11 protein-coding genes are annotated in these 14,009 nt (G+C 70.4%); 7 read left to right on the top strand and 4 right to left on the bottom strand.

Going from position 1 to position 14,009, the window contains the following annotated elements; genetic code table 11:
* Positions 1–90 precede the first annotated feature (90 nt).
* Both TsocGM_RS09110 and TsocGM_RS09105 read right to left on the bottom strand, forming a co-directional pair.
* The gene (locus TsocGM_RS09110; protein ID WP_126724999.1) at positions 91–1,530 is read right to left on the bottom strand and encodes a DUF1501 domain-containing protein; all 1,440 of its coding nucleotides are present in this window, start codon (positions 1,528–1,530) and stop codon (positions 91–93) included.
* 225 nt (positions 1,531–1,755) lie between these two features.
* Positions 1,756–2,292, bottom strand: a complete 537-nt coding sequence (locus TsocGM_RS09105; RefSeq protein ID WP_126724998.1) for a redoxin domain-containing protein — start codon at positions 2,290–2,292, stop codon at positions 1,756–1,758.
* A gap of 363 nt (positions 2,293–2,655) precedes the next feature.
* On the opposite strand from TsocGM_RS09105, the gene TsocGM_RS09100 reads away from it, so the two are divergent.
* Together TsocGM_RS09100 and TsocGM_RS09095 are read left to right on the top strand one after the other, a co-directional pair.
* Positions 2,656–4,248 (top strand): pseudouridine synthase, encoded by a 1,593-nt coding sequence (locus TsocGM_RS09100; RefSeq protein WP_126724997.1) that lies wholly within the window; start codon positions 2,656–2,658, stop codon positions 4,246–4,248.
* Between the two features lie 199 nt (positions 4,249–4,447).
* A complete protein-coding gene (locus tag TsocGM_RS09095) occupies positions 4,448–5,341 on the top strand; it encodes a dihydroorotate dehydrogenase electron transfer subunit (RefSeq protein WP_126724996.1) in 894 nt (297 codons plus the stop codon).
* 40 nt (positions 5,342–5,381) lie between these two features.
* Here TsocGM_RS09095 and TsocGM_RS09090 read toward each other — a convergent pair whose 3' ends face one another.
* Positions 5,382–6,218 carry a UvrB/UvrC motif-containing protein gene (locus TsocGM_RS09090; protein ID WP_233578655.1) on the bottom strand — a complete coding sequence of 279 codons (837 nt, stop codon included), beginning with the start codon at positions 6,216–6,218 and terminating at the stop codon, positions 5,382–5,384.
* Between the two features lie 192 nt (positions 6,219–6,410).
* Here TsocGM_RS09090 and TsocGM_RS09085 point away from each other — a divergent pair, with 192 nt between their 5' ends.
* The 3 genes from TsocGM_RS09085 to TsocGM_RS09075 all read left to right on the top strand — a co-directional run bounded on the left by TsocGM_RS09085 (position 6,411) and on the right by TsocGM_RS09075 (position 10,436).
* Entirely contained in the window at positions 6,411–7,730 is a 1,320-nt protein-coding gene (locus TsocGM_RS09085; RefSeq protein ID WP_126724995.1) for a hypothetical protein, read from the top strand.
* On the top strand, positions 7,730–8,428 hold the full coding sequence (locus TsocGM_RS09080) for a TIGR04283 family arsenosugar biosynthesis glycosyltransferase (RefSeq protein WP_126724994.1): 699 nt from the start codon (positions 7,730–7,732) through the stop codon (positions 8,426–8,428). Before TsocGM_RS09085 ends, TsocGM_RS09080 begins: the two co-directional genes overlap by 1 nt.
* 178 nt (positions 8,429–8,606) lie before the next feature.
* The gene (locus TsocGM_RS09075; protein ID WP_233578649.1) at positions 8,607–10,436 is read left to right on the top strand and encodes a MutS-related protein; all 1,830 of its coding nucleotides are present in this window, start codon (positions 8,607–8,609) and stop codon (positions 10,434–10,436) included.
* Between the two features lie 101 nt (positions 10,437–10,537).
* Here the strand turns inward: TsocGM_RS09075 and TsocGM_RS09070 are convergent, their stop codons facing one another.
* The gene (locus TsocGM_RS09070) at positions 10,538–11,017 is read right to left on the bottom strand and encodes a PaaI family thioesterase (RefSeq protein WP_126724993.1); all 480 of its coding nucleotides are present in this window, start codon (positions 11,015–11,017) and stop codon (positions 10,538–10,540) included.
* A 311-nt stretch (positions 11,018–11,328) separates the two neighbouring features.
* Here TsocGM_RS09070 and TsocGM_RS09065 point away from each other — a divergent pair, with 311 nt between their 5' ends.
* Together TsocGM_RS09065 and TsocGM_RS09060 are read left to right on the top strand one after the other, a co-directional pair.
* Positions 11,329–12,834, top strand: a complete 1,506-nt coding sequence (locus TsocGM_RS09065; protein WP_126724992.1) for a serine hydrolase domain-containing protein — start codon at positions 11,329–11,331, stop codon at positions 12,832–12,834.
* A gap of 200 nt (positions 12,835–13,034) precedes the next feature.
* Positions 13,035–13,856 carry a hypothetical protein gene (locus tag TsocGM_RS09060; protein ID WP_148114871.1) on the top strand — a complete coding sequence of 274 codons (822 nt, stop codon included), beginning with the start codon at positions 13,035–13,037 and terminating at the stop codon, positions 13,854–13,856.
* Positions 13,857–14,009 lie beyond the last annotated feature (153 nt).

The following is a 14,009-nucleotide window of genomic DNA, read 5'->3' as shown; positions in this document are numbered from 1 at the left end:
CCGGCTGGACTGGCCGAGGCGGCCGGATCGAGGGCGGTGCGATCGCTTCTCCGCCGCGATTGGCCCAGACCAGCTCGGCCCCCGATCCGATCAGGCCAGCACCCCGCCGATCGGAGAGCCCAGGCAGAGCCGCACGGGTCGACCGAGGGCGTCAACCAGTTCCGTCTCGGGGTCGACGCCGAGGCAGTGGTAGATGGTCGCGGCGATGTCGGCGGGGGAGACGGGGTCTCGGGAGGGGTAGGCGGCCCAGCGGTCGGAGGCGCCGTGGACGGTCCCTCCTCGGATGCCGGCGCCGGCGAGGACGGTGCTGAAGCAGTGGGCCCAGTGGTCTCGGCCATCTCGGCCGGCGCCGGCGCCGCCGACGACGGACTGGCCGACCTTGGGAGTGCGGCCGAACTCTCCGGTCCAGACGACGAGGGTTTCATCGAGCAGGCCTCGGGCCTCCAGGTCGTCGAGCAGGGCGGAGAACGCCTGGTCGGCGGGGGGCATGAGGCGGTCTTTCAGGTCGATGAAGTTGCGGTTGTGGGTGTCCCAGTAGACGCTGACGTTGGTGATGCCGTCGTTCTGCCAGAAGACCGTGACCAGCGGCACGCCGGCCTCGACGAGCCGGCGGGCCTGGAGCACCGCCTGGCCGTGGGCGTGCATGCCGTAGCGATCTCGGAGGCGGGGGTCTTCCTTCGAGAGGTCGAACGCCTCCAGGGCGCGGCGGTCGGTGAGCAGGGCGTGGGCGCGCTCGTAGTGGGCGGCCATCGCGTCGACCTGGGGGGTCCGCTCCAGGTGCCGGGCCTGCCGCTCGACGAGTTGGAGCAGCCCCTCTCGGGCATCTCGGCGGGTGGGGCCGACATCGGCCGGCAGGCGGAAGTCGCCGACGTCGTAATCCGGCCGGCTCGGGTCGTGATCGATCGAGAACGGGTTCAACGCCGGCCCGAGCCAGCCGGCCCCCTGGCCGTGGCTCTGCTCGACGAACCGGGGGGCGCCGTCGGTGCTGACCGGCATGAACTGGACATACGGCGGCAGGGGAGAACGCCTCTGGAAGTGGTCGAGGTGCTCCAGCACGGCGCCGTAATGGGGCCAGTCCTCGTGGAACGGCCCGCCGCCGGGGCGGGGGATGGGGCGGCCGGTGAGCAGTTCGTGGGTGGCGGTCGTGTGGTTGACGTCTCGGTGGTGGACCGACCGGATCACGGCGAGCTTGTCGGCCCGGGTCGCCAGCCGGGGGAAGTGCTCGGAGATCATCAGACCCGGCACGTTCGTCTCGATCGGCCGGAACTCGCCGCGGACCTGTTCCGGCGCCTCGGGCTTCAGATCCCACGTCTCCTGCTGGGCCGGGCCTCCCCACATGAACAGCAAAATGCACGCCTTCGCCCGGCCGAAGCTGGACGAGGGGGGAACGAACGGGGCCGACCTCGCCCTCGCGTCGAGCAGGGTCGGCAGGTTCAATCCCAGCAGGCCGAGGCCGCCAGCGCGGAGGAACTCTCGCCGAGATCGGGAGAGGCTCGATCGGAACGAACCGCACCCCGAATTCCCGACCATGACACCCTCCCCACGATCGATCACCGTTCGTCCAACAACGATTCAACTTAACCGCCCGCGCCCCGGCCCGCAAGGCGGGGAGGCCGGGGGAGGGGGCGACGAGGTCGTGCGGATCGGAAGCGAGCGGCGGGAGGACCGCCGATCGCTCCCGGATCCGGTCCGGAGGAGCACCGAACGAAGGGCCGATCGGCACCGCCCGGAGGGAGGGAAGGGAGGCCGGCCGGTTCACTCGGCGATGCCGAGTTCCTTGAGCTTCTCGGCGGTGTCGGCGCCGGCGTTCTCGGTGTTGATCATGGTGTCGATGGCGCGGATGATGCCGTCCTTGTCGATGTAGAAGGTCACCCGGCGGGCGAGCGGGCGATCGGGCATGAGCACGCCGTACGCCTTGGCGACGGCGCCGCCCGGGTCGCTGAGGATGGGGTAGTCGGCGCCGACGGACTTGGCGAAGGCGGTGTTGTCCTCCACGGTGTCGGTGCTGGCGGTGAAGTAGGCGACGTTCAGGTCCTTGAGCAACTCGCCCTGGGTGGCGTAGGCGGTGCACTGCTTGGTGCAGCCGCCGGTGAAGGCCTTGGGGAACCAGGCGAGGACGACGGCTTTCTTGCCCTTGAAGTCGGCCAGCGAGTACGTCTCGCCGTCGGAGCCCTTGAGGGTGAACTCGGGGGCCTGGTCGCCGACCTTGGGCATCTCCTGGGCGGCGGCGGGCCGGGCGATCACCAGGGCCAGGCCGGCGGCCAGCAGCGCGTGTCCGATCGATCGCGTCATGGAAGTCGACTCCCTCGGGGTGCCGTTGCGATTCGGTAGGGGAGGCGGAAGCCCCCGGCGGGGCCTCTCCCCCGGCCGGGCCCCGCACCGAGTTCCCGTCGGGCGGGCGGACTCGGCCCCTCCTTGTTATGGCGAGGAGCCGCCGGGGATGCAACGGGACGGCTCCACGCGGTCGGCCTCCGGGGCCTTGGCCGTGATCGCATTCCCGCCTCTCCCCTGGAACCGAGGGGGACGGTGATCGTATACTGAGAGCGAGCGAAAAATCGCCTCACGATCGACGACCCGCCGTCCCGCAGCCCAACTCGGCGGCGCATCGCGTCCATCCCCCCCTCCCTTCGCGTCCGCCGACGCAGGAAGTGACTCATGGCCCCACGACCACCCCGGCGAGGCGGTGGCCCTCCTCCTCGACGCGCCGGCCAAGGCCCCGGCGGTCCTCCCCGATTTCAGCAGGGCGCACGGCCCGCCGGCCGCCCCGGCTCGAAGCCCGCCGGCCGGTCGGGAGCTCCTCCCCGATCCGATCAAGGCCCCCGGGCCTCCGGCCGGCCCCCGGCCTTCCGCACGTCGAGCGGCCCCCGGGCCGACTCCCCTTCCCGAGCCGGAGAACGGCTGAACAAGGTGCTCGCCGCCGCCGGGCTCGGTTCGAGGAGGGCGGTCGAGGAGCTGATCCTCCAGGGCCGAGTCACCGTCGATGGCCAGGTCGTGCGCGACCTGGCGACGAAGGTCGACCCCGGGTCGGCCGCCATCGCGGTTGACGGCGAGCGGATCCGACGGGAGAAGACCGTCTACCTCGCCGTCTACAAGCCCAAGGGGTTCATCACCTCGAACGCCGACCCCGCCGGCCGCCCCCGGGTGATCGACCTGGTGCCGGGACTGCCGCAGCGGGTCTACCCGATCGGCCGGCTGGACGAGGACAGCACCGGGCTGATTCTGCTGACCAACGACGGCGAGCTGGCCAACCGGCTGGCGCACCCGAAGTTCGGCGTGGAGAAGGTCTATCGCGTGCTGGTCGCCGGCAAGCCGGGGCCGGAGGTGCTGGACAAGCTTGTCGAGGGGGTCTGGCTTGCCGAGGGGAAGGCCCGCGCCCGGGCCGCTCGCTTCGTCAATGAGAAGTCGCACCACGGCGAAGCGACGATGATCGAGCTGACCCTGGCCGAGGGGAAGAACCGAGAAGTCCGCCGGATGCTCGCCAAGCTCGGCCACAAGGTCATGCGGCTGACTCGGATCTCCGTCGGGCCGGTGACGCTCAAGGGGCTCTCCGCCGGCCAGTGGCGCCACCTGGAGCCGGGGGAGGTGGCGCTGCTGCGTCGCGTGGCCGACGGCGAGGCGATGCCCTCCCGGGGGCCGAAGCGTCGCGAGCCCTCCCCCAGACGATCCCGAGCGATTGGCGGCCCCTGCCCCGCCCCTTCGGGGCCCCGAGGGGGGCTCGGCCACCTCGTCGGCTCGGCCGATGCGCCTCGGAGGGGAGGCCGGCCGGTCGTCGTCCCCGGCGCCGGCCGGGAGCGCGACCAGGGCCGAGGAGGCCAGGGCCGACGCCCCGGCGGCGTCCCCCGCCGAGGAGCGGTCGGCTCCTTCGCCCCTCCCCCGAGCGGCCCCCAGGGCCGTCGCCCTTCCCGAGACGGGGACGACGGGCCGGATGAGATCCTGGTGGCCCCGATCGGGGTCGGCGGAGACTCCCCTCCCCCGAGCCGGGGCCGTCGCCCCGGCGGTCCCCCCCCCAGGCGTCCCGCAGGGCCCGGCCGAGGTCGCGGTCGCGGCCTCGGGTCGGGAAACGCCGGCGGGCCTCGATCGCGACGGGTCATCGGCCTCGGCGCCGCCCCCGTGATCGGCGACGACGGCCCCCCTCCCCGTCGACGATCGGCCGGCCCCGGCGGGTCCAAGCCCCCGGGAGGCCCCGTCCGGAGACGGCCGAAGCCGTTGCCCAAGGCGAGGCGATCGAAGCCGTCGGACGACGAGTGAGCCCGCCGGATCGAGCCCGATCGGGGAGACGCCCTGGAGCGTCCCCCGGCCAATCGCTTTCGGGATCGAGCCGCCTCGATCCCGGAGCGGCCATTGATTGGTCCTCCGCGATCCGGGTCGGACCGGACTCGACTCGCAGGGGCCTGGCCTCCTGACAAGCGGGGGGCCGAGTTGACCCGCCTCCCGGAGATCGCGAACGATGCAGGCCGTCGCCCCGGAGTGTGCCCGACAGCGGTCGGTCGAGGTGATCGAGAATGTTCGGATCGCCCGGGACACGTATCGGATGCGCCTGCTCGCGCCGGAGATCGCCCGGGCGATCCGGCCGGGCCAGTTCCTGATGATCCGCCCCACCCGCCCCGGGACGACCGACCCGTTCTTCGGCCGGCCGTTCGCGCTGTATGACACGATCTTGGGGGCGTCAGGCAAGCCGGAGGCGGTCGATCTCGTTTACCTCGTCATCGGCCGGGGCACCGCGTCCCTGGCCGATCGGATGGCGGGGGATCGCCTGGAGGTCTGGGGGCCGCTGGGGAACGGGTTCGGGCCCCCTCCGGAAGATGGGGGGCCGGTGACGTTCGTCGCGGGGGGAATTGGCCAGACGCCGTTCCTGGCCCTGGGGCGCTGGTGGCTGGGATCGCGCGGGTACGGGGATCCTCCCGAGCACTGGTCCGGCGCCCGAGCGGGCTCGGCGGAGTTGCTCTACGGCGTGCGCACCGCCGAGCTGGCGGCCGGGGTCGAGGACTTCCGGGAGGCGGGCATCGCGGTGACACTGGCGACCGACGACGGCTCGGCCGGGCATCACGGGTTCGTGACCGAGGTGCTGGAGGATCGGCTCCGGAAGGGCCGACGGCCGGCGAAGCTCGTCGGCTGCGGGCCTCCGGCGATGCTGGGGGCGCTGGCGAGGATCGCCGAGCGGGAGGGGATCCCCTGCGACGTGTCGCTGGAGAACCAGATGGCCTGCGGCTTCGGGGCCTGCTTCAGTTGCGTCGTGCCGATGCGGCAGGCCGACGGCTCGGTCGACCTGCGCCGGGTCTGCGTCGAGGGCCCGATCGTTCCGGCGGCCGAGGTGGCCTGGCCGATCGGGGACGGGCACTGATCCTCGAGCCTCCCAAGGGCCATCGGGCCGGAGGCTGAGGTCAGTCGCCGGCCCGGGAGCGGATCTGGTCCCGGAGGCGGGCGGCCGTCTCGTAGTCCTCGTGCTCGACGGCCTCGTCGAGCTGCTCCTTGAGGGTCTTGGGAACCTCGAAGTGGTGCCGGACCTCGGCTTCGAGGCGCCGCAGGCGCTCGACGAAGGCCAGGTCGGACGACTCCAACTCCTCCGATCCGGCCAGGAACTCGGTTCGGCCGAGGTCCTCGGCGGGAGACTGCTCTCGGCAGTGGCGCTCGAGGCGATCGATCCCCTCTCGGATGGCGTCGATGGCCTCCTCGGGGCGGGAGCGTTCCAGGGCCATCGCCGCGGCGGCCTGGGTGCGGTCGAAGAGGATGCCGCCTCGGAGCCGCTCGTGGCGGTCGACGTAGTCGGGCGTCGGGCCGAAGTCGGCGATGAAGTCCATGAGCGAGAGGCTATGGTCCGCGTCGCGCAACGCCCGGTCGTAGTGCTGCAGGGCCAGCATCGCCACGCGGCGGTGGTAGAACTGGACCAGCTCGCGGTCGGCCTCGGAGCACTGCTCGGCAGACATGGTCCAGGCCGAGGGGCCGGAGTCGACCGGAGCGTTGCGGCGCCGGCGACGGATCCGGGACCGATGTCGGAGGTAGTCGAGGTAGGTGGTGAAACCGCGCGGGCAGGCGCCGTCGGGTCGGCCATCGAGCTCCATTTGGAGGATCCCCAGATCGATGCGGACCTGGACAACCGTCCGGCCGTCTCGGGCCCGGACTTCCCGGGCCTCGACCTCGTCGATCTCGGGGTCGTAGGGCCAGCCCCGGAGGGCCTCGTCGATGTCTCGCCGCATAATCGCTCCCGGTTCGGCGGCCATGGGGTCCGGGTCCGTGGCGGATCGCGGGCGATGCCATCAGCATTCTACCAGATCGGGCGACCCAGGGCATCGCCGACCGCGCAATTCGGGGCGAGAGGAGGGTTCGTTGACACGGCGGCGGCGGCCCCGGAAAATGCTCGCCGGCCTCCTCCCCCGCCGCCGATTTCGAGGCGTCCCCAGGGGCGCACCCCCATGTTCACGACCATGCCCGGCCTGGCGCAGTCGATCGAGCGCCTGATCGACGCGACACCGATCATCGACCCCCATACGCACATTCATTGCGACCGGCCCTCGGCCCCGGATCTGGCCGCCCTGCTCGGCTACCACTGGGTGCAGACCGAGTTGATCGCCGTCGGCATGCCGAAGGACGACCTCGACCCGGCCCTGCCGGTCGACGAGCGGATCCGGAGGATGATCCCCTACCTGGCCCGGATGCGCAACACGGCGATGTCGTGGTGCGTTGACCGGATCCTCTGGGACCTTTACGAGTTCGCCGAGCCGGCCGTCACCGAGTCGAACTACAAGGACCTGCTCGACCGAGTGGCCGCCAAGGGGGCCGACCCCGGCTGGCCCTCCCACGTACTGCGGGACCGCTGCCACATCCAGACCTTCGTCACGAGCCTGGGGAACCGGGGAGAGGCGAGCAGCTCGGTGGCTCCCGATGCCCTGTTCATGCTCGACGCCCACTACCTGTTCTGCCCCGGCGTCGCCACCGACCTGGAGCCGTTCTTCACCGGCCGGACGACCAGGAACGCCTACGTCGACGCCCTCGTCCAGGTCCTCGGCGACCGTCCCTCGACGACCGAGCACCTCAAGCGGCTGCTCCGCGACTGGCTCGACCGGACCGTGACCGGCCCCGTCCGGTTCACCAACACGTTCATCCCGATCGAGCAGCGCTTCCGGGAGCCGGACGAGTCGCGCGCAAGCTCGGCGCTGGCGCAGGAGGCCGCCGGCCGGCAGCCCTCCGAAGCGGAGCTCGACGCCCTGGTGAACCTCGTCACCTGGACGCTCCTGGAGTGGCACCACGAGCACCGGAAGGCGGTGCAGATCGCCGTCGGGGCCGAGTATTTCATCTGCGACGGCAAGTCGATCCCGCGCTTCCAGCCGAACTGGACCAGCGAGATGGCCCGAGCCTTCCACCGGTTCGGCAACGCCCGGTTCGACCTGATGATGGCCTCCGACGTGCTCGCGCAGGAGGTCTGCGTGCTGGCCCGGCAGTTCCCGAACGTGTACACGTCGGGCTACTGGTGGCACACGTTCTTCCCCGCGATCATCGAACGGCACTTCGGTATGCGATCGCAGATCGTGCCGATGACCAAGTTCTGCGGCTTCCTGAGCGACTCCTACTCGGTGGAATGGGCCTACGGCAAGCTCCAGGTGGTCAAGCGGGCGATCGCGTCGGCCCTGGCCAAGCACGTGGAGGCCGGTTTCGCGAGGGAGGAGGACCTGCCCGACCTGCTCCGGCAGGTCCTGCATGATTCTCCCCGGGATCTGTACGAGTTGCACCGCTGATGCCGGCCCCGGAGAGCGTCTCGGTTTCGGTGGTGATCCCGACGCTCCAGGAAGCCGGGGAGATCCGCTCCTGCCTGGAGCACCTGGCGGCCCAGGGGGCCGACGAGGTGGTGGTGGCCGACGCCGACAGCCCGGACGGCACGGCCGACCTCGCCCGGTCGGCCGGGGTCCGGGTGGTGTCGAGCCCTCGGGGCAGAGGGATCCAGCAGAACCGGGGGGCGGCGGCGACCTCGGGGGACGTGCTCCTATTCCTGCACGCCGATTGCCGGCTCGACCCCGGGGGGATCGCCTGCCTGAGACGGTTCGTCTCCCGATGCCCGAAGGTCCCCGGCGGCTGCTTCCGGATGCGGGTGGACGGCCCGGAGGCGGGGTTTCGGGCGATCGACGCGGCGGCCCACCTCCGCGCCGGGCTGATTGGCCTGCCGTACGGCGATCAGGGGATCTTCGTCCCCCGGCCGGTGTTCGACCGGATCGGAGGGTTCCCCGAGGTCCCGCTGATGGAGGACGTCTTCCTGGCTTTGAGGCTCAGGAGATTGGGGAGGATCGCGCTGCTTCCGAGCCGGATCCACGTCTCTCCCCGGCGGTGGCGGCGGCACGGGCTGCTCGGGCAGTCGCTCCGCAACTGGGGCCTCACCGCGGCGGCGGCGGCCGGGGTACCGACCGAGGTGCTGGCGCGCTTCTATCCGATGGTTCGCTGACTCCGAGCCGAGGGCCGGCGGGGGACCGGTCATCCCTGCCGGGGACGGCTCCTGGTATGATTGGAGGGAGGCCCCGGGAAGCCCATCGTGTCCGGGGTCGGAGCATCCTCGTGCCGGGGCAGCGTGCGGCGATCGGGCCGGGCTTCGCCTTCCGGGCAGATCGAAGGGAGCCAGTCCGTTGATCGAACGCCCCGCCTCCGCTCCCGCCGCCGCCCCGCGGGGCCCTCAGGCCGAATACGAGCATCGACGCGACGCCCGGCAGGCGGAGGCGTCCCGGCTGGCCTCCCGGCACCGGGCGATCGCCGATGCCCGCCTGGGGGTGTCGGCGATCGCGCTGGTGCTGGCGGTCGTGGCGTTGGGGCCGGGATGGGTGTCGGCCTGGTGGCTCTTGGCGCCGGCGGCGGCGTTCGTCGGCCTGGTGATCGCTTACGACGCGATTGGCCGGCGTCGGCGCCGGGTGGAGCGCCGGGTCGCCTTCTACGAGGCGGGACTGGACCGGCTCGGCGACCGCTGGCCCGGCCGGGGAGACTCGGGAGAGCGGTTCCTGACGCCCGACCACCCGTTCGACGCCGACCTCGACCTCTTCGGCACCGGCTCCCTCTTCGAGCGGCTCTGCACCGCCCGCACCGGGGCCGGCAAGGCCACGCTGGCCCACTGGCTCCTCCGACCGGCCGACCCGGCGGAGATCCGGGCGAGGCAGGAGGCGATCGCGGAGCTGAAGGACCGGCTCGATCTCCGGGAGGACATCGCCCTGCTGGGGGACGACGTCGAGCGCGGGCTGCACCCGGCCGCCCTGATCGCCTGGGGAGAACAGCCGCCGGGGTTCCGTTGGGCGGGCTGGCCCCTCGTCGTCGGAGGGCTGGCGACGTTGAACCTGGCCGCCCTGGCCTCCTGGATCGGAGGACTCGGCGGCTTGCCGCTGTTCGGGAGCATCGTCGCCACGCTCATCCTCGGCCGCCTCGTCCGCCTCGACCTCGGCCGGACCATCGGCGCGATCGACGAGCGGGCCGACGAGCTGCGCCTCCTCTCCTCGCTGCTGGAGCGGATCGAGCAGGAGCCCTTCTCCGCTCCCCGGCTTCGCACCATCCGAGCAACCAGCGGAGTCGACGGCGAGCCCCCCTCGAGGGAGATCGCCCGGCTGGCCCGGCTGGCGACGCTCCTCGAGTTCCGGCGCAACCAGTTGTTCGCCCCGATCGCCTTCCTGACGCTCTGGACCACGCACCTCGCACTGGCGATTGAGCGCTGGCGAGCCCGATCGGGCCGATCGATCGAGCGCTGGCTCGACGCCGTCGGCCAGTTCGAGGCGCTCTGCGCCCTCGCCTCTTACGCCTTCGAATGCCCGAACGACCCGTTCCCGGAGATCCTTCCCGAGGAGGAGGGACCGATCGTCCAGGCCCGATCGCTCGGGCACCCGCTGATTCCGAGCGACCGTGTGGTGCGCAACGACCTGGCGCTGGGCGGCCCCGACGGCCCGCGAGTGCTGCTGGTCAGCGGCTCGAACATGTCGGGCAAGAGCACGCTGATGCGATCGCTCGGGGTCAACGTCGTGCTCGCCCTGGCCGGCGCCCCGGTGCGGGCGGCGTCGATGCGGCTCTCCCCCTTGCAGCTCGGGGCGACGCTCCGCGTGCAAGACTCGCTCCAGGCCGGCCGTTCCCGGTTCTACGCCGAAATCACCCGGCTCCGAACGCTCGTCGACCTGGCCTCCTCGCCCCCTCCCCTGCTCTTTTTGCTCGATGAGATCCTCCACGGCACCAACTCGCACGACCGCCGCTCCGGCGCCGAGGGGGTCATCAAGGGGCTGCTCGATCGGGGGGCGATCGGGCTGGTCACCACGCATGACCTGGCCCTGGCGGAGATCGTCGCCAGCCTCGGCCACCCGGCCGAGAACGTGCACTTCGAAGACCACCTCGAAAACGGCGAGATCCGGTTCGACTACGTCATGCGGCCGGGGGTCGTGCGGAAGAGCAACGCCTTGGCGCTGATGAGGGCGGTGGGGCTGGAGGTCTGATCCCGGGCCGACCGGGAGCGGATCGGGCTCGGACCGGTCGAGGGCCGATCGTTCCGGCCCCTCGCGGTCCCCGATCGCCCCCCGCCCCGGGGCTCGGCCCCTCACGCCTCGGCCCCTTGCTCCCGAGCGACGTCCGGGCCGGCCATCGGCCCGATGGGCAGGTGCATGAAGGTCCCGGAGGCGGTGGCGATAAGCCGGCCGTCCTCGGTGCGCAGCTCGCCTCGGACGACGGCGGTGCGGCGGCCGGCGTGCTGGACCTCGCCGTCAGCGATGAGCACGTCGCCGACTCGGGCGGCTCGGACGAAGTGAACGTTCAGTTGAATGGTCACGACGTGGTGCCCCGGCGGCGACGAGGCCGAGGCGGCTCTCCCGGTGAAGGAGTCGAGCATGGCCGCGGCGACGCCGCCGTGCATCAGGCCGAGGCTCCTGAGGTGATGCTCCCCCACCCGGAGCATCACCCGGCCGGGCCCGTCCGGGCGAGCGGGGGGGATCGGGACCATCCCGAGCAGCTCCCAGAAGCCGCCGAAGGAGAGATCGGCGGGGGTCGGGGGGAGGGGAGTCGGATCGTCTACGGAAGGCATCGCGGGGCGTTCCTCGGGTGGATCGGACCGTCGCGCGGCATTCTACGGGCGTCTCCTCCCGATTGCACGCCAGGTCGATCGGGTCCGCCCGGGCGGCACCGCCGGGCCGGTCCCTTCCCCCAGGACCCTCCCCGCGCTCCGATCTCCTCGGCGCCTCCTCGGCTGGGTCCGAGGTCTTCCTCCCTCCCTCCCTCCCGGCGCGCCCTCGCTTCTTCGGCAGTGAGATGGGACAATGAGCGCGTTCGGATTCCTCCCTGGTCCGAGATCGATCGAGCCAGGGCCCGGCCCGCCTGACTCTCCGGGGAGCGACCATGACGAGGCAATGCGCGCTGATTGCCCTGCTCGCGACGATCAGCCTGACGGCCCCAACGTCGGCCGCCGACGGCCTTCCCTCCGGCGATGCGAAGCAACTCGGCTTCGATCCCGATCGGCTCTCGGCGATTGAGTCGGCTCTTCGATCTCGGGTCGACGAGGGCAAGATCGCCGGCGGCTCGGCACTGATCGCTCGGCGAGGGAAGGTGGCCTATCAGGTCGCCGTCGGCATGGCGGATCGGGAGGCCGGCAGGCCGATGGCGATCGACACGATCGTCCGGATCGCCTCGATGACCAAGCCGATCACCTCGACGGCGGTGCTCATCCTGGTGGACGAGGGGACGATCGCGCTGGACGACCCGCTCTCGAAGTACCTGCCCGAGTTCGCGCACCCGACGATCCTCAAGCCCCGGCCCGACGCCCCGGAAGGCTCCCCCGCCTTCGAGATCGTCCCGGCCGAGGGGGAGATCACGATCCGGCACCTGCTGACCCACACCTCGGGGCTCTCTTACCGATTCGCCAACACGCCGCATCTGGTCGACCTGTATGTGAGGGCCGGCGTCTCGGACGGGCTGTCCGAGACGAGCGGCACCATCGGCGACAACACCTGGCGGATCGCGCAGGTCCCCCTGGCGTTCGAGCCCGGCACCGCCTGGCAATACAGCCTGGCGACCGACGTGCTCGGCCGGGTCGTCGAGGTCGCCTCGGGCCAGACGCTCGACGAGTTCTTCCGCACGCGCATCTTCGAGCCGCTGGGGATGGTCGACACCTCCTTCGTGCTCCCCGAGGAGAAGCGCGACCGCCTGGCCGCCGTCTACGAACCGGCCGAGGGGGGCGGCTTGCAGCCGCTCGACGGGCACCCCGAGCAGCATGGCCCGCTGGTCTACTCCGCTTCGTACCCGACCTGGGACGATGGCTCGTTCTATTCCGGGGGCGCCGGGCTCGTCTCCACGCTCGGCGACTATGCCCGCTTCCTCCAGATGACCCTGAACGAGGGGGAGCTCGACGGCGTCCGCCTGCTCCGCCCCGAGACGGTCGAGGCGATGACGACCGACCAGGTCGGCGCCCTCGGCGTGCCCAACTGGGGCCACGGCCAGGGCTTCGGCTTCGGCTTCGGCGTCGTCAAGGAGAACAGCGACCTTCCCTGGGCCGCCGGGTCGTATTCCTGGGGGGGCTTCTTCGCCACGTACTTCTGGGTCGACCCGGAACATGAGCTGGTGGGCATCGTGTTCACCCAGTCGTATCCCTCGCAGGCCGGCGGTCTGAACGAGGAGATTCTCAGAGGCCGAGGACAACGCCAGCTCCAGCATCATCAACGCCGCCGAGTCCCTGGCCACCCAGGTCTGCCGGGACTTCCGCCTGGACCCGACACGATCCTCTGGGTCGAGCACTACCGCGACCGGGCCCAGCTCGGTGACCGACCCAGTTCAAGGAACAGTTCAACCTGGCCACCTTCGACCGAGCCCCGGACGGTTCCTTCCACAAAGTTGACTGGCGGTCCCTGAACAAGGCCGCCGTCGATCGCCTCATCGGCCAAGCCATCACGGAGCCCCAGACCTGATGACTTCGAGGCCCAGTGGGTAGCCGCCGCCTCGTCCAACTCCTCCTTTTCGACAAGGAGAGTCCGCCTGCCAAGGCCGGGAAACGCACCATGGGGGCGGTGAAGCCTGTCCAGACCTGGCCCACACGGCTCCAAGCCGGCTCATTGAGCTTCGCCATCAATCTCCCAGAAAAATCACATTTCAATCATATATTAGAATATATATTTATATGGGCCCTGCGTCTCGGCTGGCTAAACAAGGGTTGTACCGATCAGCCAGGCGATTTTTTTGTTGACAAGCGAGGGGTCGGCGTGCATGTATTGCGATTGGCTGTCGGCGTCCATGGTGATTTACTGATCGGTGCGCAAAGGAGATCAAGTTCTCCGGCCAGCTTCTTCCAGGAATTGCTGGCGAGGCTGGCTCCAAAACTTGACGTTCTTTGCGCACCCCTCAGTAAGCCATACAAGCCGGTGGCCGTCTCGGAGGCTATCAATATGAGCGATTCGCCGAGGCAGTTCCGTTGGCTTTGCAACGTCATCGGGACAGCTATCCTCGCCTTATTGAGCATGGCGACCATGGCGAGCGTTGCCGCCTACCGATTCGGCTCCGTCGGCAATGCTTTGTCGTTCGTACGTGGGGAGCGTGTGCTCATCGAGAGCAACGCCTACGCTCTGGGTTCCATGCCTGTTGGCGAGAGGCGGTTAATTCGCTACAGGTTGACGAACCTCACAGGCCGTCCGGTGAACGTGGTCGGGTCTCAGGCTCCATGCTCCTGTACGACTCTCCGCAGGATGCCTACCGTCCTGCCCCATGCACGGGCTGAGGTCATCGAGCTGGAGTACAGCCCAATTCCGGTGCAGGCGGGTCGAAACTACACCGGAGAATTGAAGGTTTTTCTCGACGACATGTATTTGCGTCAAATAGAACTAAAATTTACAGCCAAGGTCACAGCCGAGCCGGCTACTCACTTAACCCGGCTCGATTGAGGCGTGGCCGGGCTTCGTCGCCCGGCCCGGTTTCGATTGGCCCTCCGTCTGAGAGGAGTCGGAATGGAACTCGTTCTCCGCCTTGCGTCGAGGACCGTCACCGTCTTCTCGGTCCTTGTCCTGGCCATCGCCCTCGTCTCGCCCGCTTACGCG

Source organism: Tautonia sociabilis (genome assembly GCF_003977685.1).
GTDB classification, from domain to species: Bacteria; Planctomycetota; Planctomycetia; order Isosphaerales; family Isosphaeraceae; genus Tautonia; species Tautonia sociabilis.
The sequence above is the reverse complement of the archived record's forward strand: the minus strand, read 5'-3'. Positions and strand labels throughout refer to the sequence as shown.